The sequence below is a fragment of the Aquabacterium lacunae genome (genome assembly GCF_004310865.1).
In the GTDB taxonomy this organism is placed as follows: Bacteria; Pseudomonadota; Gammaproteobacteria; order Burkholderiales; family Burkholderiaceae_C; genus Aquabacterium; species Aquabacterium lacunae.
Genome location: NZ_SIXI01000002.1, coordinates 681,275 through 700,962, shown reverse-complemented (window position 1 = coordinate 700,962; position 19,688 = coordinate 681,275). Strand labels below are relative to the sequence as shown.

17 protein-coding genes are annotated in these 19,688 nt (G+C 65.2%); 9 read left to right on the top strand and 8 right to left on the bottom strand.

All coding sequences use genetic code 11. The features are described from left to right. Positions 1-91 precede the first annotated feature (91 nt). The 3 genes from acnD to prpB all read right to left on the bottom strand — a co-directional run bounded on the left by acnD (position 92) and on the right by prpB (position 4,892). Entirely contained in the window at positions 92-2,716 is a 2,625-nt protein-coding gene (gene acnD / locus EYS42_RS06925) for a Fe/S-dependent 2-methylisocitrate dehydratase AcnD (protein ID WP_130967099.1), read from the bottom strand. 91 nt (positions 2,717-2,807) lie between these two features. After that, a complete protein-coding gene (gene prpC / locus EYS42_RS06920) occupies positions 2,808-3,974 on the bottom strand; it encodes a bifunctional 2-methylcitrate synthase/citrate synthase (RefSeq protein ID WP_130967097.1) in 1,167 nt (388 codons plus the stop codon). A 33-nt stretch (positions 3,975-4,007) separates the two neighbouring features. After that, positions 4,008-4,892 carry a methylisocitrate lyase gene (gene prpB / locus EYS42_RS06915; RefSeq protein ID WP_130967096.1) on the bottom strand — a complete coding sequence of 295 codons (885 nt, stop codon included), beginning with the start codon at positions 4,890-4,892 and terminating at the stop codon, positions 4,008-4,010. 318 nt (positions 4,893-5,210) lie between these two features. Between prpB and prpR the strand changes: the two genes are divergently transcribed. Beyond that, positions 5,211-7,217, top strand: a complete 2,007-nt coding sequence (gene prpR, locus EYS42_RS06910) for a propionate catabolism operon regulatory protein PrpR (protein WP_245503534.1) — start codon at positions 5,211-5,213, stop codon at positions 7,215-7,217. An 8-nt stretch (positions 7,218-7,225) separates the two neighbouring features. On the opposite strand, the gene EYS42_RS06905 is transcribed toward prpR, so the two are convergent. The 3 genes from EYS42_RS06905 to EYS42_RS06895 form a co-directional block, all read right to left on the bottom strand. Next, positions 7,226-7,612 (bottom strand): hypothetical protein, encoded by a 387-nt coding sequence (locus tag EYS42_RS06905; protein WP_130967095.1) that lies wholly within the window; start codon positions 7,610-7,612, stop codon positions 7,226-7,228. 35 nt (positions 7,613-7,647) lie between these two features. After that, positions 7,648-7,998 (bottom strand): hypothetical protein, encoded by a 351-nt coding sequence (locus EYS42_RS06900; RefSeq protein ID WP_130967094.1) that lies wholly within the window; start codon positions 7,996-7,998, stop codon positions 7,648-7,650. A 181-nt stretch (positions 7,999-8,179) separates the two neighbouring features. Next, positions 8,180-8,857: a PEP-CTERM sorting domain-containing protein gene (locus EYS42_RS06895; protein ID WP_165456650.1), complete on the bottom strand. Its 678-nt coding sequence runs from the start codon at positions 8,855-8,857 to the stop codon at positions 8,180-8,182. Between the two features lie 233 nt (positions 8,858-9,090). Between EYS42_RS06895 and EYS42_RS06890 the strand changes: the two genes are divergently transcribed. Continuing rightward, a complete protein-coding gene (locus EYS42_RS06890) occupies positions 9,091-11,016 on the top strand; it encodes a B12-binding domain-containing radical SAM protein (protein ID WP_130967092.1) in 1,926 nt (641 codons plus the stop codon). A 12-nt stretch (positions 11,017-11,028) separates the two neighbouring features. On the opposite strand, the gene EYS42_RS06885 is transcribed toward EYS42_RS06890, so the two are convergent. Together EYS42_RS06885 and EYS42_RS06880 are read right to left on the bottom strand one after the other, a co-directional pair. Continuing rightward, positions 11,029-12,042 (bottom strand): HpcH/HpaI aldolase/citrate lyase family protein, encoded by a 1,014-nt coding sequence (locus EYS42_RS06885; protein WP_130967091.1) that lies wholly within the window; start codon positions 12,040-12,042, stop codon positions 11,029-11,031. Positions 12,043-12,157: 115 nt separating this feature from the next. Next, a complete protein-coding gene (locus tag EYS42_RS06880; RefSeq protein ID WP_130967090.1) occupies positions 12,158-13,144 on the bottom strand; it encodes a malate dehydrogenase in 987 nt (328 codons plus the stop codon). 243 nt (positions 13,145-13,387) lie between these two features. Here EYS42_RS06880 and EYS42_RS06875 point away from each other — a divergent pair, with 243 nt between their 5' ends. The 7 genes from EYS42_RS06875 (at position 13,388) to gltA (ending at position 19,481) form a co-directional block, all read left to right on the top strand. Further along, positions 13,388-14,191, top strand: a complete 804-nt coding sequence (locus EYS42_RS06875) for a GntR family transcriptional regulator (RefSeq protein ID WP_342635515.1) — start codon at positions 13,388-13,390, stop codon at positions 14,189-14,191. Positions 14,192-14,334: 143 nt separating this feature from the next. After that, positions 14,335-14,772: a succinate dehydrogenase, cytochrome b556 subunit gene (gene sdhC, locus EYS42_RS06870; protein WP_130967088.1), complete on the top strand. Its 438-nt coding sequence runs from the start codon at positions 14,335-14,337 to the stop codon at positions 14,770-14,772. A gap of 31 nt (positions 14,773-14,803) precedes the next feature. Next, on the top strand, positions 14,804-15,166 hold the full coding sequence (gene sdhD / locus EYS42_RS06865; RefSeq protein WP_130967087.1) for a succinate dehydrogenase, hydrophobic membrane anchor protein: 363 nt from the start codon (positions 14,804-14,806) through the stop codon (positions 15,164-15,166). Between the two features lie 2 nt (positions 15,167-15,168). After that, on the top strand, positions 15,169-16,941 hold the full coding sequence (sdhA, locus tag EYS42_RS06860) for a succinate dehydrogenase flavoprotein subunit (RefSeq protein ID WP_130967086.1): 1,773 nt from the start codon (positions 15,169-15,171) through the stop codon (positions 16,939-16,941). A gap of 30 nt (positions 16,942-16,971) precedes the next feature. Continuing rightward, positions 16,972-17,679, top strand: coding sequence for a succinate dehydrogenase iron-sulfur subunit (locus tag EYS42_RS06855; RefSeq protein WP_130967085.1), 708 nt, complete (start codon positions 16,972-16,974; stop codon positions 17,677-17,679). 46 nt (positions 17,680-17,725) lie between these two features. Further along, entirely contained in the window at positions 17,726-18,040 is a 315-nt protein-coding gene (locus tag EYS42_RS06850) for a succinate dehydrogenase assembly factor 2 (protein ID WP_130967084.1), read from the top strand. Positions 18,041-18,170: 130 nt separating this feature from the next. Further along, positions 18,171-19,481, top strand: a complete 1,311-nt coding sequence (gltA, locus tag EYS42_RS06845; protein ID WP_130967083.1) for a citrate synthase — start codon at positions 18,171-18,173, stop codon at positions 19,479-19,481. Positions 19,482-19,688: the final 207 nt, after the last annotated feature.

Below are 19,688 nucleotides of genomic sequence, written 5' to 3'. Positions count from 1 at the left end.
CGCACGAAGCGGCCGGTCTGGGGGGCAGTTGCCCGTCACCCGCACGCAAGGGCCTCGCTCAACGAGGCCCTTTGCGTTCAGGTGTGTTGGCTCAGGCCTTGTTGGCGGCCAGGAAGTCCTGGGCGAAGCGCTGCAGCACGCCACCGGCTTCGTACACCGACACCTCTTCGGCCGTGTCCAGGCGGCTGGTCACGGCCACACGCTCGGTGCTGCCGTTCTTGCGGTGGATCACCAGCGTCAGGTCGGCGCGTGGCTTGAGGTCGCCTTCGACGTCAAACGTTTCGGTGCCGTCCAGGCCCAGGGTCAGGCGGGTGGTGCCCGGCTTGAACTCCAGGGGCAGCACGCCCATGCCGATCAGGTTGGTGCGGTGAATGCGCTCGAAGCCTTCGGCCACGACCGTCTCGACACCGGCCAGGCGAACGCCCTTGGCGGCCCAGTCACGCGACGAACCCTGGCCGTAGTCGGCACCGGCGATGATGATCAGCGGCTGGCGGCGGTTGAGGTAGGTCTCCATGGCCTCCCACATGCGCATGACCTGACCTTCAGGCTCCACGCGGGCCCACGAGCCCACCTTGATCGAGCCGTCTTCCTTGCGCACCATTTCGTTCTTCAGCGTGGGGTTCGCGAAGGTGGCGCGCATGGCGGTCAGGTGGTCGCCACGGTGGGTGGCGTATGAGTTGAAGTCCTCCTCAGGCAGGCCCATCTTGTGCAGGTACTCACCGGCGGCCGAGTTCATCAAAATCGCGTTGGAAGGCGACAGGTGATCGGTGGTGATGTTGTCCGGCAGGATGGCCAGCGGGCGCATGGCCTTCAGGGTGCGCGGGTTGGCAGCCAGGGCGCCGACGCCTTCGGTGTCCCAGTAAGGCGGGCGACGGATGTAGGTCGACATCGGGCGCCAGTCGTACTGCGGGGAAGCCTTCTCGCCCTTGTCGACTGAAATAGCGAACATGGGCTCATAGACAGCACGGTACTGCTCGGGCTTCACGGCGGCCTTCACCACGGCGTCGATCTCTTCGTCCGACGGCCAGATGTCCTTCAGGCGGATTTCCTTGCCGTTCACGGTGGCCAGCACATCGTTTTCGATGTCGAAGCGCACGGTGCCCGCGATGGCGTAGGCCACCACCAGCGGGGGCGAGGCCAGGAAGGCCTGCTTGGCGTAGGGGTGGATGCGACCGTCGAAGTTGCGGTTGCCCGACAGCACGGCGGTGGCGTACAGGTCGCGATCGACGATTTCCTTTTGGATGACCGGGTCGAGTGCGCCCGACATGCCGTTGCAGGTCGTGCAGGCAAAGGCCACGATGCCGAAGCCCAGGGCTTCGAGGTCGCCCAGCAGGCCGGCTTCCTTCAGGTACAGCTCCACGGCCTTCGAGCCAGGGGCCAGCGAGGACTTCACCCAGGGCTTGCGCGTCAGGCCCAGCTTGTTGGCGTTGCGAGCCAGCAGGGCTGCCGCGATCACGTTGCGCGGGTTCGAGGTGTTGGTGCAGCTGGTGATGGCCGCGATGATCACGGCGCCATCGGGCATGGTGCCTTCTTCGGCCTTGGGCATGGCCCATTGGCCAGCGATGCCCTTGGCGGCCAGATCGCTGGTGGCCACGCGGGCGTGCGGGTTCGAGGGGCCGGCCATGTTGCGCACCACGCTCGACAGGTCGAACTCCAGGTTGCGTTCGTACACGGCGTTCTTCAGGCTGTCGGACCACAGGCCTGCAGTCTTGGCGTAGGTCTCGACCAGCTTGACCTGCTCGGCGCTGCGGCCGGTCAGGGTCAGGTATTCGAGCGTCTGGTCGTCGATGCTGAACATCGCGGCCGTGGCGCCGTATTCGGGTGCCATGTTCGAGATGGTGGCGCGGTCACCAATGGTGAGCTTCGAAGCACCTTCGCCGTAAAACTCGAGGTAGGCGCCCACGACCTTGTTCTTGCGCAGGAACTCGGTCAGGGCCAGCACCACGTCGGTGGCGGTGATGCCAGGTTGGCGTTGGCCGGTCAGCTTCACGCCCACGATCTCAGGCAGGCGCATCCACGAGGCGCGGCCCAGCATCACGTTCTCGGCTTCCAGGCCGCCCACGCCAATGGCGATCACGCCCAGCGCATCGACGTGCGGGGTGTGCGAGTCGGTGCCCACGCAGGTGTCGGGGTAGGCCACGCCCTTGTCCGCATGGATCACCGGCGACATCTTCTCCAGGTTGATCTGGTGCATGATGCCGTTGCCCGCGGGGATCACGTCCACATTGGCGAAGGCCTTCTTCGTCCACTCGATGAAGTGGAAGCGGTCTTCGTTGCGGCGCTCTTCGATGTCGCGGTTCTTCTGGAAGGCTTGCGGGTCGAAGCCGCCGCACTCCACGGCCAGCGAGTGGTCCACGATCAGCTGCACGGGCACCACGGGGTTCACCTTGGCGGGGTCGCCGCCTTCCTTGGCGATGGCGTCACGCAGGCCGGCCAGGTCCACCAGGGCGGTCTGGCCCAGGATGTCGTGGCAGGCCACGCGGGCCGGGAACCAGGGGAAGTCGAGGTCGCGCTTGCGCTCGACGATCTGCTTCAGGCAGTCGGTCACGATGGCCGGGTCGGCCTTGCGCACGATGTTCTCGGCGTGCACGCGGGCGGTGTAGGGCAGGGTGGCCCAGGCGCCCGGCTGGATGGCTTCCACAGCGGCTTGCGTGTCGAAATAATCGAGGGAGGTGCCGGGCAGCGGCTTGCGGTATTGGGTGTTGATGTGGCTCATGACCGTGGGGGCATCGAGGAAATCGGAGGGCGCTGGAAGCTGAAAAGGCGCCACATCACCCGGGGCAATGTGGCGCCTGGCGAAGGCCTGCTTACTTGCGGTCCTTCAGGGGCACGAACTTCTGGTCTTCGGGGCCGGTGTAGTTGGCCGAGGGGCGGATGATCTTGCCGTCGATGCGTTGCTCGATCACGTGGGCCGACCAGCCGCTGGTGCGGGCGATCACGAACAGCGGGGTGAACATGTCGGTGGGCACGCCCATCATGTGGTAGCTCACGGCGCTGAACCAGTCCAGGTTCGGGAACATCTTCTTGATTTCCCACATCACCGATTCCAGGCGCTCGGCGATGTCGTACATCTTGGTGTTGTTCTGCTCGTCCGACAGGTCCTTGGCCACCTTCTTGATGACCACGTTGCGCGGGTCGCTCACGGTGTACACGGGGTGGCCGAAGCCGATCACGACTTCCTTGCGTTCGACGCGGGCGCGGATGTCGGCCTCGGCTTCATCGGGGGTGTCGTAGCGCTTCTGGATTTCAAAGGCCACTTCGTTGGCGCCGCCGTGCTTCGGGCCACGCAGGGCGCCAATGCCACCGCACAGGGCCGAGTACATGTCGGAGCCCGTGCCGGCCACCACGCGCGAGGTGAAGGTCGAGGCGTTGAACTCGTGCTCCGCGTAGAGGATCAGGCTGGTGTGCATGGCGCGCACCCAGCTGTCACGCGGCTTCTCGCCGTGCAGCAGGTGCAGGAAGTGGCCGCCGATCGAGTCGTCGTCGGTTTCCACGTCGATGCGCTTGCCGTTGTAGGCGAAGTGGTACCAGTACAGCAGCATCGAGCCCAGGCAGGCCATCAGCTTGTCGGCAATGTCGCGGGCGCCTGGGTGGTTGTGGTCTTCCTTCTCGGGCTTGACGCAACCCAGCACCGACACGCCAGTGCGCATCACGTCCATCGGGTGGCTGGAGGGGGGCAGCTGCTCCAGGGCCACCTTCACGGCGGCGGGCAGGCCGCGCAGCGACTTCAGCTTGGCCTTGTAGCCAGCCAGTTCGGCCACGGTGGGCAGCTTGCCGTGCACCAGCAGGTGGGCGATTTCTTCGAATTCGCAGGTGGTGGCCACGTCGAGGATGTCGTAGCCGCGGTAGGCCAGGTCATTGCCGGTGCGGCCCACGGTGCACAGGGCGGTGTTGCCAGCGGCAGTGCCCGACAGGGCGACCGACTTCTTGGGCTTGAAACCAGGGGTGGTGGTGTTTTCGGGGGTGGCGCTCATGGTGCGTCTCCAGGGTTCAGCGTTGGCAATGGGTTACTTCTTGGCGGCAAACAGCGCGTCGAGCTTTTGCTCGAAGTCGTGGTAGCCGATGCGGTCGTACAGCTCTTCGCGAGTCTGCATCAGGTCGATCACGTTGCGCTGGTGGCCGTCACGGCGAATGGCGGTGTACACGGCCTCGGCGGCCTTGTTCATGGCGCGGAAGGCGCTCAGGGGGTAGAGCACCATGCCCACGCCGGTGGGGCGCAGGTCGTCGACCGAGAACAGCGGGGTCTTGCCGAACTCGGTGATGTTCGCCAGCACCGGCACCTTCACGGCGTCGACGAATTTCTTGTAGGTCTCCAGATCATAGGCGGCTTCCGCGAAGATGCCGTCGGCACCGGCTTCCACGCACTTGATGGCGCGCTCGATGGCGGCGTCCACGCCGTGCACCTGGATGGCGTCGGTGCGGGCGATCAGGAAGAAGTCAGGATCCAGCTTGGCGTCGGCGGCGGCCTTCACGCGGTCCACCATCTCTTCGGTGGTCACGATTTCCTTGCCGGGGCGATGGCCGCAGCGCTTGGCACCCACCTGGTCTTCGATGTGGCAGGCGGCAGCGCCCGCCTTGATCAGGTTCTTGACGGTGCGCTCGATGTTGAAGGCGCTGGGGCCGAAGCCGGTGTCGATGTCGACCAGCAGGGGCACGTCGCACACGTCGGTGATGCGGCGCACGTCGACCAGCACGTCTTCCAGGCCGCTGATGCCCAGGTCGGGCAGACCCAGTGAGCCCGCAGCCACGCCGCCACCCGACAGGTAGATGGCGCGGAAGCCCGCACGCTTGGCCAGCAGGGCGTGGTTGGCATTGATGGTGCCCATGACTTGCAGGGGGGCTTCTTCCTTCAGGGCCAGGCGGAATTTCGCGCCAGGGGTGAGTTGGGCCATGTGTGCTCCAGCGAGGGCGGCGGCTGGGGCCGCCAGGGTTGCGAAGTGTTGCGACAGGGGTCTGCCGACCCGCTTGGCGTGTACTGCCTGAGGGATCGCAACGCGTGTGCCAGGCTTTCGGTGGCTACGCCGACACCTTGCCCGCGAGGTGGGTGACCGTGCTGCGCTGCGTCAAGTGATTGTCAGCATTGAGAAATGTCTGTCCAGTGCTTTGTGGCGTCGGCAGGTGGTGTGTTTCAGTGTTTCAGTATGATGTTCCATTGATGTGTTTCAATGTGGTTCTGAAACATTGATTGAAACGTTTCCCCCACATCTCCCGTGCGACACGACGCCCTGGTCAGCCCCCGTCCGCCCTCAGCCCTTCCGCAGATCGTGGCGGTGGGTTTTCGGCGCATCCACGCCTTGCTTCAGGCGCTGGCGCCCACGTTCTCTGACAAGGCGCGTGTGACGGTGCTCGACGTCGGCTTCGAGCAGGCCGTGGCGCGCATCCGCCAGTTGCAGGCCCAGCAAGGCGTGGACGTGGTGGTGGCCGCGGGTTCGAACGGCGCCTACCTGCGCCAGCACCTCGACACCCCGGTGGTGCTGGTCAAGGTGGGCGGCTTCGACGTGATGCAGGCACTGGCCCAGGCCAAACGCCTGGCCGACCGCCAGGCTGACCACGGAGCCGCTGCGGTTGGCCTGGTCACCTACGAAGGCATGGCGCCTGACCTCAGCCCCTTCGGCGAGCTGTTCGGCCTGGGCCTGCAGCAGCGCAGCTACCGCACCGAAGACGAGGCCGTGCAGTGCGTGCGCGAACTGCGAGAGCAGGGCGTGCAGGTGGTGGTGGGCCCGGGCACGGTGGCCGATGTGGCCGATGCCCAGGGGCTGATCGGGCTCTTCCTGTACTCGCCCGACGCCGTGCGCGAAGCCCTCGACGACGCGGTGGAAGTGGCGCGCGCGGCCCGCATCGAGCTGGCCAAGCGTGAGCGCCTGAACGCCATCCTGTCGCACCTCAGTGACGGCGTGGTGGCCGTTGACCTGCAAGAGCGTGTGCAGACCCTCAACCCCACCATGGCCCGCTGGCTGGGCATCACGCCCGAGCAGTGGCTGGGCCAGCGCCTTGGCGAGGTCTGCCCGCCGCTGAGCCTGCAGGACACCTTGCGCCTGGGCACCGAATCGCTCGAAACCATTGAGCGTGTGCACGGCAAGACCCTCATCCTCAGCCGCATGCCCATCGTCGAGCAGGGGGTGCTGACCGGTGCCGTCATCAGCGGGCAAGACCCCATCAGCATCCAGCGGGTCGACCGCCACATCCGCACCCGCACCAAACCCCAGGCCAGCGGCCCGCGCTACACCCTGCAGCAGTTCATGGGCGACAGCGCGCCGGCCGTGGCCTTGCGCGCTCTGGCCGAAGCCGCGGCCCGCAGCCAGGCCACCGTGCTGCTGGTGGGCGAAAGCGGCACCGGCAAAGAGCTGATCGCCCAGGGCATCCATGCCGCCAGCGACCGGCGTGAACTGCCCTTCGTGGCCGTGAACTGCGCGGCCTTCACCGAAACCCTGCTCGAAAGCGAGCTGTTCGGCTATGAAGACGGTGCCTTCACGGGTGCGCGCAAGGGTGGCAAGGTGGGCCTGTTCGAGGCCGCGCACCGCGGCACCTTGTTTCTCGACGAAATCGGCGAAATGCCGCTGGCCCTGCAAAGCCGCTTGCTGCGCGTGCTGCAGGAGCGTGAGGTGCTGCGCGTGGGCGCCACCGAGCCCACGCCCGTGAACGTGCGCGTGGTGGCCGCCACCCACCGTGACCTGATGGCCTGCGTGCAGGCGGGCACCTTCCGCCAGGACCTGTACTACCGCCTCAACATCCTGCGCCTGGAGGTGCCGCCCCTGCGTGCGCGGCTGGACGACCTGCCCCGGGTGGCCGAGGCCCTGCACGCCCGCGTGTCGGCCCGGCTGGGGCTGTCGGTCGTGGCCACGCGGCCCTGGTTGCAGGTGCTGCTGGCGCAAGCCCCGCACCATGGGTGGCCGGGCAATGTGCGTGAACTGGAAAACATCATCGAGCGCTTGCTGGTGGCGTCCGTGTTGCCGGGTCAGCTGCCCGATGCCGGCACTTTGAAGCGCCTGGCGCCCGAGTTGTTCGATGCGGTGCCCATGCCGGTGGCGTCAGCCCTGCGGACTGGGCAGCAAGGTCAGCCTGCGGCGGCGGCAGCCGTGACACGTCCCCAACCCTCCGAGGGCGAGCTCCTGAAGGCCTTGCAGGCCCATGGCGGTGACCGTCAGGCCGTCGCTCGGCATTTGGGCATCAGCCGCACCACGCTGTGGCGACGGCTGAAGAGCATGTCAGGCGGCTGAGCCTGCACTCAGCAAGCCATCGACTCGCGGAAGCGATCGAGGTCTGCACGGGGCGAACTCAGGCCCGTGGCCACCAGTTGCAGTTCGGTGCCGTTGTGAAAGCCCAGGGTGCACACCACGCGCCCATTGAGTTCACAGGGCATGTCCAGGTGGCGCAGGGGCTGGCCGTTCAGGTGCAGCTCGCACTCGGCCAGGGTGCCGATGGCCAGCTCGGCATCACCCTCCAGGCGAGCGTCACGGAAGGTCAAGGTCACGCCATTGAGATGCCCCCACACCGAGCCCGTTTCAGCCAATTGCAGCTGGGCGGTGGCGGCCGACAGCTGCAGCAGCCAGTGGGGCCCATTGCTCCACAGGCGGCTCACTTCGGACGATGGCAGGATCAGGTGCACAGACATCTTGCGATGCTACCGCGCACGCTGGCAAGCCAGGTTCAGAACGGCCCCGGCAGGAACTTGAAACCGAGCAAGATCACCGAAGTCACCGCATTGAAGGTGAACCCGAAGATGGCGTTGATGTACAGCACGGCCGACAGCACCGGTGCGCGCAGGCCATGCTCCATCAGCATGCCCACCGCGAAGCTCAGCACGGTCAAGATGGCCCAGCGTCGCAGGTACAGCGGTAGCCAGCGGGCCTGTTCCTGGTTGTGGCGCCAGGCGGCCGCACGCTCCATCAGCGTGGCCCGGTTCACATCCTTGAACAGCCAGTCGAAAAACCAGTAACGGTACAGCAGCTGCCTGAACGGCAGTCGACGAGACACCTGGGGCACTGCGGTGACGTTCATGGCGAACCCTCCGACCTTTTGCGCCCATCATGCCCAGCCTGTGCGAAAGCCATGTGTGCAAAACACCGGAAACCGTGCCGCAATTGAGGTTGATCACAGGCCGCTGGATGAGAAAAGCCGCCCGAAGGCGGCCTGGAGCCGTGCAGTGGCTGCAGTGCAGGGCGGCTGCCGATGCGCGCCCTCAGGCCTGTTGACGCTGGCGTGCACGCCAGGCCAGCGCCCCCAGACCCAGCAAGGCCAGGGCCAGCGAGCCGGGCTCCGGCACGGGTGACACCGCCGCCAAGCGAATGCCATCGATCGACAGGTAGGCGTTGTTGTAGTTGGCCAGCTGGAACGACACCTGCTGTCGGGTGGTCGTGGCCACAAAGCTCAAGGTTTCAGCCTGCCACTGCGAGCCCAGGTTCAGTGTGTTGCCTGTGCCCAGCAAGCTGCCGTCGAGGTTCACACGAATGGCGTTGCTGTCCACGTAGTTCACGCTGCCGCGCGAGTAACCGAAATTGCCAGCCACCCACGACAGTGAATAAGTCTGGCCGATCACCAGGTTGTCCACCCACTGGCCGAACTCTTCCATGTACGAGCCGGTGCGAGCGCCCAGCCCGACCCAGGTGCCACCATCGGGCGATGCTTCGGGGGCAGCGCCGAAGAACTGCAGACCCGCCACACCCGCATTGTTGGCCGCGTCCATCACATCGGGTGAGTTCAACAGGATCTGCCAGCCCATGGGCACACTGCTGTTGCCGATGGCGCCGCTCAGGGAGCCGTTGACCATCAGGTTGTCAGTGGCGGCATTGGCCAATGGTGCGCTGGCCAGCCAGGCGGCCAGGGCAACAGGGGCAAACAGACGGTGAAAGCGGCGCATGGGGGTCATCCTCGGTCGAAACACGCAGCGGGCGTGCGCGCGCAGTTGCATGGACTGCGTCTCATGTGCCGATGGTAGGCGCAGTTGGGCCTGGCCTCAAGCCAATCAACCCCCGCAATTGCGCTTTTCCCGATGGTTCTTTGTCGCAGGTCGGTACTTGCGCACGTTTTGGCGCCTTCAGGCCGCGGCTGGCACAATCGCGCAGCGCTCGCTTTGCCCCTGTTTCGCCCCGCATGACCCCCACCAGCCTCCGGGTGCTGTCGTTCATCCCCCCGATGACGCAGCTCAACACCCCATACCCGTCCACGGCCTACCTCACGGGCTTTCTGCGCAGCCGCGGCATCGAGGCGCAACAGGAAGACCTGGCCCTTGGCCTGGTGCTGGCGCTGTTCAACCGCGAGGGGCTGGCCCACATGCTGGAGGCCGTCCAAGCGGTGCCCGAGCGCAAGCGCCCCCCTGCGCTGCAGTCGTTTGCCGAGCAGTTTCCGCGCTACCTGGCCACCATCGAGCCCCTGATCGCCTACCTGCAGGGGCGGGACGCCACCCTGGCCCACCGCATCAACACGCGCCACTTCCTGCCCGAAGGCCCGCGGTTCGCGGCCCTTGACCATTACCTGAACGAAGACGACGGTGACCCGCTGGCCTGGGCCTTCGGCACCTTGGGTCTGCAGGACCGTGCCCGTCACCTGGCCACGCTGTACCTCAACGACCTGGCCGACGTGGTGCGCGACGCCATCGACCCACGGTTCGAGTTCGTGCGCTACGCCGAGCAGCTGGCCATGAGCCAGCCCACCTTTGCGCCCCTGCACGAGGCCCTGCTGGCGCCACCCAACCTGATGGACCGCACGCTGCAGCAGCTCACGCTGGCCGCTGTCGAGCGCCACCGGCCTGACCTGGTGCTGTTGTCGGTGCCCTTCCCGGGGGCGGTGTACGCCGCCTTGCGCATCGCCCAGACCGTGAAGGCGCATCACCCGCAGGTGCGCATCGCCCTGGGCGGCGGCTTCGTCAACACCGAACTGCGCGAGCTGGCCGAGCCCCGCGTGTTCGACTTCGTCGATTTCGTCACCCTCGACGCCGGCGAACGCCCGCTGCTGGCCCTGGTCGAGCACCTGCAGGGCCAGCGTTCGCGCGCGCGCCTGGTGCGTACCTTCGTGCGCGACGACACGGCCGACCGCGTGGTCTACCAGAACTGGCAAGAGCCCGACGTGCCCTTCGGTGAGGTGGGCACCCCCACCTGGGACGGCCTGCCGCTCGACCGCTACCTGTCGTTGCTGGACATGCTCAACCCCATGAACCGGCTGTGGAGTGACGGGCGCTGGAACAAGCTGACGGTGGCCCACGGCTGCTACTGGAAGAAGTGCAGCTTCTGTGATGTCAGCCTCGATTACATCGGCCGCTACGAGGGCACCACCGCCGAAGTGCTGGTCGACCGCATCGAAGCCATCGTCAAGGAAACCGGCCAGACGGGCTTTCATTTCGTCGACGAAGCCGCCCCGCCCAAGGCCCTCAAGGCCCTGGCGCTCGAACTCATCCGCCGGGGGGTGTCCATCAGCTGGTGGGGCAATGTGCGCTTCGAGAAAACCTTCACGCCTGAGCTGTGCCAGCTGCTGGCCGACAGCGGCTGCATCGCCATCTCGGGCGGGCTGGAGGTGGCCTCAGACCGCTTGCTGCAGCTGATGAAAAAGGGTGTCTCGGTCGAGCAGGTGGCCCAGGTCACCAAGGCCTTCACCGACGCCGGCATCCTGGTGCACGCCTACCTGATGTACGGCTTCCCCACACAAACCGTGCAGGACACCGTCGATGCACTGGAGTACGTGCGCCAGCTGTTCGCCGAAGGCTGCATCCAGTCGGGCTTCTTCCATCGGTTTGCCTGCACCGTGCACTCGCCGGTGGGGCAAGACCCGGCCGCCTATGGCGTCGAGCTGGTGCCGCTGCCCGAGGTCACCTTTGCCAAAAACGACGTGGGCTTCATCGACCCCACCGGCACCGACCACGACGCCATGGGCCGTGCCCTGAAAAAAGGCATCTACAACTTCATGCACGGCATCGGGCTCGACCACGACGTGCGCCAGTGGTTCGACGTGCGCGTGCCCAAACCCACCGTGCACAAACGCTTCATCGAGCAGGCCCTGAACCCGCAACCGGCCAGGCGCCGCTGAGGCGCAACTCGCTCAGGCAAAAAAGGTCTTGACCACCTCGGCGGGCAAGGGCTGGCCCGTCAGCCAGGCGCGCTCCAGCACGTACCAGTAGTGGCGGTAGCTGGCGCGGTCGTGCAGCTTGCCCCGGTGCGAAATCGGGGCCCAGTGGGCGGCCTGGGCATCGGTCAGGATCTCGACCGCATCGTCCACCTCGGCCACCACCGGCGCAAAGGCGTCAATGATCACGGGGATCTGGTCGGGGTGGATGCTCCACATGCGCGTGTAGCCCAGTTCGCGGCAGGCCGTTTCGGCCGCGCGTGACAGCGCGTGCGCATCCTTGAACTCGGTCACCACGCAGTGCGAGGGCGTGATCCCGGCGGCGTGACAGGCCGCGGCAATCTCCAGCTTGGCGCGCAGCACCAGCGGGTGCCTGAACTGCCCCTCGATGCCCATGGCCGAGGCCGGCACCGCCCCGCGGTGCTCCGACACGAAATCCATCAGGCCGAACGACAGCGATTCCAGGCCGGGCAGTGCGGCCATGCTGGCCACCTGCTGCAGCCCCTTGTGGGTTTCGATCAGGCCATGCACCGGCACCACGTGCGGCACGTTGTGGCGCAGCCGGGCGTGCTTGATGAAGTCGATGGCGCGGCGGGCCTCGTCCACACTGCCCAGCTTGGGCACCATCAGGTAAGCCAGCCGTGGGCCCGCCAGCCGAATCAGCGTGTCCACATCGTCCTCGAAGCGCGGGTGGCTGACGTCGTGCACGCGGGCGCCCACGCGACCCCAGGCATTCGCCGGGCTGTTCAGCAGTTCGGCCACCAGCAGGGCCTGCTCGTGCTCGCCGCCCACCGGGGCGCCGTCTTCCAGGTCCAGCGTCACGTCGAACACCGCACGGCCGGCCTCCTGGGCCATGTGGTCCTGCAGCGTCAGGCTCTTGCGCATGCGCGCCTCCACCCCGGCGTAGTGGTCGCACACCGGCAGGTGAGGGCGGGGCAGTTCGGTGCCGAACAGGGCTTGCTTGGGGTGGATGGCGGTCAGGGTCGACATGCGCTCAGTGTGCCGCCAAACCGTGTGAAACGGGCATGAAAAAACCGACCGGTGTTGCCACGGGTCGGCTTTTCTTGTGCAGGATCAGGCAGCGTTCAGGCTGCCTGCCCAGGCATCACAGCAGGTGCTTGACGCCGTCTTGTTCGCCTTGCAGCTCGGCCAGGGTCTTGTTGATGCACTCTTGCGAGAAAGCATCGATTTCCAGGCCTTCGACGATCTTGTACTCGCCGCCTTCGCAGGTGACGGGGTAGCCGAACATCACTTCAGCGGGGATGCCGTACTCGCCCTTCGACGGGATGCCCATGGTGACCCACTTGCCGTTGGTGCCCAGGGCCCAGTCGCGCATGTGGTCGATGGCGGCGTTGGCAGCCGAAGCAGCCGACGACAGGCCGCGAGCGGCGATGATGGCGGCGCCACGCTTGCCCACGGTGGGCAGGAACACGTTGGCGTTCCAGTCGTGGTCGTTGATGGTGTCCTTGACCGACTTGCCGTTCACGGTGGCGAAGCGGTAGTCAGCGTACATGGTGGGCGAGTGGTTGCCCCACACGGCCAGCTTCTCGATGTCGCCCACGGCGCAGCCGATCTTGGTGGCGATCTGCGAAGCAGCGCGGTTGTGGTCCAGGCGCAGCATGGCGGTGAAGTTCTTGGCCGGCAGGTCCGGAGCCGACTTCATGGCGATGTAGGCGTTGGTGTTGGCGGGGTTGCCGACCACCAGCACGCGCACGTTGCGCGAAGCCACGGCGTTCAGGGCCTTGCCCTGGGCGGTGAAGATCTGGGCGTTGGCGGCCAGCAGGTCAGCACGCTCCATGCCGGGGCCACGGGGACGGGCGCCGACCAGCAGGGCGTAGTCGGTGTCCTTGAAGGCGGTCATGGGGTCGCTGTGGGCTTCGATGCCGGCCAGCAGCGGGAAGGCGCAGTCTTCCAGCTCCATGATCACGCCCTTCAGGGCGTTCTGGGCCTTCTCGTCGGGAATTTCCAGCAGTTGCAGGATGACGGGCTGGTCCTTGCCCAGCATTTCGCCCGAGGCGATGCGGAACAGGAGGGCGTAGCCGATTTGACCAGCGGCGCCGGTGACGGCGACGCGAACGGGTGCTTTGCTCATGTGCAACTCCGAATAAGAGAAGGTAAGGGAAGCGGGTTTTAGAGACAACCTACGATTCTAGCGGGCCCTGATGGCCTGTGTGCGTTCATCCGACTGTCATGCGGTGTCTTATGTCTTATATAAGACATCATTCAACCGGGTGGTGGACTCGGAATGTCACTTTGTGGTGCAATCCAGCCCGTCGCGCCCAGGCTTGGGCACATCCACTGCGCCCTACCGTCCGATCTTTGCATTGCCGTGACCGTGCCGTCGTCCCACCCTTCAGCTGCCTCGGCAGCCGACAACACCCCCGCAGCGGGCGGTGAGGGGGACGTCGTCAACACCCCCGGCCCCTCGTTCAGCCCCCTGTACCAGCAGATCAAGTCGCTGATCCTGCGCAGCTTGCAGGCCGGCGAATGGAAGCCTGGCGAAGCCATTCCCAGCGAACTGGAACTGGCGGCCCGATTCAAGGTCAGCCAGGGCACGGTGCGCAAGGCCATCGACGAGCTGGCGGCCGAGAACCTGCTGGTGCGCCGCCAGGGCAAGGGCACCTTCGTGGCCACCCACGCCGAAGAAACCGTCCAGTACCGCTTCCTGCGCCTGACGCCGGACAGCCCGGAGGGCAACGGCCTTGTCAAACGTCAGTTGCTGGACTGTCGCAGGTTGCGCGCGCCGGCCGACATTGCCCGCGCTTTGAACCTCAAGACTGGCGACACGGTGGTCGAAATACGGCGGGTGTTGCATTTTTCCGGTCAGCCGACCGTGCTCGACGACATCTGGCTGCCTGGCCAGCTGTTCAAGGGGCTCACGGCCGAACGACTCACTGAATACAAGGGGCCCATGTATGGGCTGTTCGAAACGGAATTCGGCGTCCGCATGATCCGGGCCGAAGAGAAGCTGCGGGCAGTGTTGGCCGACCCGGCCGACGCTGCGCTGCTGGGTGTCGAGGTGGGGGCCCCCCTGCTGAGCGTCGAGCGCCTTGCGCGCACCTACGACGACCAGCCGGTGGAACTTCGCCGAGGCCTGTACCGAACGGAGGCGCACCATTACCGCAATGAGCTGAATTGATGTCCACCCACAGGCCTTCTGGACCATCGAACATGCTTGTCCGATGACTGCCCAGACCCTCCACTGGCGTCATGCCCGAGGGATTGCCCTAAAATTCACAGTTCTTCAACCGTTCCCCGACGCTCGGTAGAGCCCTTCACAACATGGCTGACAACGCGAAATCCCCCCGCCCCGTCTACCGGAACATCCATGTGACTGACATCGTCAGTTACCGCCTGCCCCCGGCCGGCATCGTCTCGATCCTGCACCGGATCAGTGGCGTCGTGATGTTCCTGCTGCTGCCCTTCATCTTCTGGATGTTCGACACCAGCGTGACTTCCGAAATCTCGTACGACCAGTTCACCTCGGTGTTCACGGCCGGTTGCGCCGACGGCGCCGTGCCGGGCTGGTTCTTCAAGCTCATCGCCCTGGGCCTGATCTGGGCCTACCTGCACCACTTCACCGCCGGCGTGCGCCACCTGATCATGGACGCCACCCATTCGGTGAGCAAGGAACAGGGCCACAACTCGGCTGTGGCCACGCTGGTCATCAGCATCGGCCTGACCGCGGTGCTGGGTGCCAAGCTCTTCGGTCTGTTCTGACCCGTTGTCGATCATTTCCGGGAAACACACCATGTCTCAAAACTACGGAACCAAGCGCGTCGTCACCGGCGCCAGCTATGGTCTGCGCGACTGGCTGGCCCAGCGCATCACCGCTGTCCTGATGGCCCTGTACACCGTCGTCCTGCTGGTGCAGGTCATCTTCGGTGAGCCGGTCAGCTACTACAAGTGGGCCGGCATCTTCTCCCAGCAGTGGATGAAGTTCCTGACCTTCGTCGTCATCATCTCCATCCTCTACCACGTGTGGGTGGGCGTCCGTGACATCTTCATGGACTACATCAAGCCCGTCGGCATCCGCCTGGGCCTGCATGTGTTTGCCATCGTGTGGCTCGTGGGCTGCGCCGGCTGGGCCATCCAAGTGCTGTGGAGACTGTAAAAATGAGCGCTACCTCTCTTCCTACCCGCAAGTTTGATGTCGTGATCGTCGGTGCCGGCGGCTCCGGCATGCGCGCGTCGCTGCAACTGTCGCTGGCCGGCCTGAACGTGGCCGTGCTGTCCAAGGTGTTCCCCACCCGTTCGCACACCGTGGCGGCCCAGGGCGGCATCGGTGCCTCGCTGGGCAACATGTCGGAAGACAACTGGCACTACCACTTCTTCGACACCGTCAAGGGTTCCGACTGGCTCGGCGACCAGGACGCCATCGAATTCATGTGCCGCGAAGCCCCGAAGGTCGTGTACGAACTCGAACACTTCGGCATGCCCTTCGACCGCAACCCCGACGGCACCATCTACCAGCGTCCGTTCGGCGGTCACACCGCCAACTACGGTGAAAAGCCCGTGCAACGCGCTTGCGCCGCGGCCGACCGCACCGGCCACGCCCTGCTGCACACCCTGTACCAGCAGAACGTCAAGGCCCGCACCCAGTTCTTCGTGGAATGGATGGCCCTCGACCTGATCCGCGACGCCGAAGGCGACGTGGTCGGCGTGACCGCCCTGGAAATGGAAACCGGTGACGTGCACGTGCTGCACGCCAAGACCGTGCTGTTCGCCACCGGTGGCGCCGGTCGCATCTACCAGGCTTCCACCAACGCCTTCATCAACACCGGCGACGGCCTGGGCATGGCGGCTCGCGCCGGCATCCCGCTGGAAGACATGGAGTTCTGGCAGTTCCACCCCACCGGCGTGGCCGGCGCGGGCGTGCTGCTGACCGAAGGCTGCCGTGGCGAAGGCGCGATCCTGCGCAACAGCAACGGCGAGCGCTTCATGGAACGCTACGCCCCCACCCTGAAGGACCTGGCCCCGCGTGACTTCGTGTCCCGCTCGATGGACCAGGAAATCAAGGAAGGCCGTGGCTGCGGTCCCAACAAGGACTACGTCTTGCTGGACATGACCCACCTGGGCGCAGAAACCATCATGAAGCGCCTGCCCAGCGTGTTCGAGATCGGCCACAACTTCGCCAACGTCGACATCACCAAGGAGCCGATCCCCGTGGTGCCGACCATCCACTACCAGATGGGTGGCATTCCGACCAACGTGCACGGCCAGGTGGTGATCCCCGCCAACGGCAAGCACAATGAGGTCATCAACGGTCTGTACGCCGTGGGTGAATGTTCGTGCGTGTCGGTGCATGGCGCCAACCGCCTTGGCACCAACTCGCTGCTCGACCTGGTGGTGTTCGGCCGTGCCGCCGGCAACCACATCGTGGACTTCAACCTCAAGACGAAGAACCACAAGCCGCTGCCCAAGGACGCCGCCGACTACACGCTGTCGCGTCTGGCCCGTCTGGACAACCAGAAGAACGGCGAGTACTGCCAGGACGTCGCCAACGACATCCGCGCCACCATGCAGAAGCACGCTGGCGTGTTCCGCACCCAGGCTTCGATGGAAGAGGGCGTCAAGAAGATCAATGCCATCCGCGACCGCGTGAAGAGCATCGGCCTGAAGGACAACTCGAAGGTGTTCAACACCGCCCGCATCGAGGCCCTGGAAGTCGAGAACCTGATCGAAGCCGCTCAGGCCACCATGACCTCGGCCGCTGCCCGTCCGGAATCGCGTGGCGCCCACGCCCACAACGACTTCCCGAACCGCGACGACGCCAACTGGATGAAGCACACCCTCTGGTACTCCGAAGGCAACCGCCTGGACTACAAGCCGGTGAACCTCACCCCGCTGACCGTTGAATCGGTGCCCCCGAAGGTCCGCACCTTCTGATCGCAGCGAACGAAGCATTAGGAATTCATCATGAGCCAAAAGCGCACTTTCCAGATCTATCGCTACGATCCTGACAAGGACGCCAAGCCCTACATGCAGACCATCGAGATCGAACTCGACGGCAACGAACGCATGCTGCTGGACGCCCTGGTCAAGCTCAAGGCTGTGGACCCGACCCTGTCGTTCCGTCGTTCGTGCCGTGAAGGCGTGTGCGGTTCGGACGCCATGAACATCAACGGCAAGAACGGTCTGGCCTGCCTGACCAACATGCGCACCCTGCCGCAAACTGTGGTGCTCAAGCCGCTGCCGGGTCTGCCCGTCGTCCGCGACCTGATCGTGGACATGACCCAGTTCTTCAAGCAGTACAACTCGATCAAGCCTTACCTCGTCAACGACACGCCGCCGCCCGACAAGGAGCGTCTGCAGTCGCCTGAAGAGCGCGAAGAGCTCGACGGTCTGTACGAGTGCATCCTGTGCGCCAGCTGCTCGACCAGCTGCCCCAGCTTCTGGTGGAACCCCGACAAGTTCGTGGGCCCCGCCGGTCTGCTGCAGGCTTACCGCTTCATTGCGGACAGCCGCGACCAGGATACCGCCGCTCGCCTGGACAACCTGGAAGACCCGTACCGTCTGTTCCGTTGCCACACCATCATGAACTGCGTGGACGTCTGCCCGAAGGGCCTGAACCCCACGAAGGCCATTGGCAAGATCAAGGAACTGATGGTCAAGCGTGCCGTCTGACGCCACGCCTTCCATTCCAGACGGTTACACACCCATCACCCGCCCCATGACTGCAGCCCAGCCCGGCACCCCGATCGGCACGCAGGCCGATGTCTCGCAAACGCCTGATGCCGACCTGTTGCGCCGACTGCGCTGGCGCTGCCGTCGTGGCCTGCTCGAAAACGATCTCTTCATTGATCGCTTCTTCGAGCAGCACGGCGACCACCTGACCAACGCGCTGGTCCAGGGCTTGCTTCAGTTGATGGACCTGTCCGACAATGATCTGCTGGATCTGCTTCTCGCTCGCAAAGAGCCGGAAGGTGATCTGGTCAATCCAGAAGTCAAGCAGGTGCTGTCCATGATGCGGGTGCCGATGGTGTGAACCACCGGCTTGGGTGCTTTGCACGCCTTGTGTTCAAGGTGTGCCAAGGCCAAAGCCATAATGCCGACACAGGCTCACCCCTGAGTCAACCGAACCAGTCTCTCTACAAGTCCGACCCCTAGGAGTGCTCATGACCCCGTCCGACGTGAAAGCCACCCTGTCGTTCTCCGACGGCAGCCCCAGCATGGAATTGCCCATCTACAAGGGCACCGTTGGTCCCGACGTGATCGACATCCGCAAGCTGTATGGCCAGACCGGCAAGTTCACGTATGACCCCGGCTTCCTGTCGACGGCTTCGTGCAACTCCACCATCACCTACATCGACGGTGACAAGGGCGAGCTGCTGTACCGCGGCTACCCCATCGAGCAGCTGGCCACCAACTGCGACTTCCTGGAAACCTGCTACCTGCTGCTGAACGGCGAACTGCCGAACCAGTCGCAAAAGGACGAATTCGTCGGCCGCGTGACCAACCACACCATGGTCAACGAGCAGATGCAGTTCTTCCTGCGCGGTTTCCGCCGTGATGCTCACCCGATGGCCGTCCTGACCGGTCTGGTGGGTGCCCTGTCGGCCTTCTATCACGACAGCACCGACATCAACAACCCCGAGCACCGCAAGATCGCCGCGATCCGCCTGATCGCCAAGATGCCTACGCTCGTGGCCATGGCTTACAAGTACTCGATCGGCCAGCCTTTCGTGTACCCCAAGAACGACCTGTCGTACTCGGGCAACTTCCTGCGCATGATGTTCGCCACGCCGTGCGAAGAGTACAAGGTGAACCCGGTGCTGGAGCGCGCTCTGGACCGCATCTTCATCCTGCACGCCGACCACGAGCAGAACGCTTCGACCTCGACCGTGCGCCTGTGCGGCTCGTCGGGCACCAACCCCTTCGCCGCCATCGCTGCTGGCGTGGCCTGCCTGTGGGGCCCCGCTCACGGTGGCGCCAACGAGGCCTGCCTGAACATGCTGGAAGAAATCCAGGCCATGGGCGGCATGTCCAAGGTCGGTGAGTTCATGGAAAAGGTGAAGGACAAGAACTCGGGCGTGCGCCTGATGGGCTTCGGTCACCGCGTGTACAAGAACTACGATCCCCGCGCCAAGCTGATGCAGGAAACCTGCAACGAAGTGCTGGCCGAGCTGGGTCTGGAAAACGATCCGCTGTTCGCCCTGGCCAAGAAGCTGGAACAGATCGCTCTGGAAGACGACTACTTCGTGCAGCGCAAGCTCTACCCGAACGTCGACTTCTACTCGGGCATCGTGCAGCGCGCCATCGGCATCCCCGTGCCGCTGTTCACCGCCATCTTCGCGCTGGCCCGCACCGTCGGCTGGATCGCCCAGCTGGACGAAATGATCGGCGACCCCGAGTACAAGATCGGCCGTCCCCGTCAGCTGTTCGTCGGCGCTGCCAAGCGCGACGTGGCCCCGATCGCTTCGCGCTGATCCCGGCCCGACCGGCCCTGCGTGTGCGCAGGGTCTGGTCTGCAGCCCCGAAACCCCGCCTTGGCGGGGTTTTTTATTGCCTGCGCGGCGGCCTCAGGGCCGACCCTCGGTGGGGAGGTGATGTCGCCCTCAGGGCTTCCCCTGGGGGTGGCCGTCAGAGGCAACATCTGGCCTTTGCGGGCAATGCGAGGTGGCGGCACCCTCCCT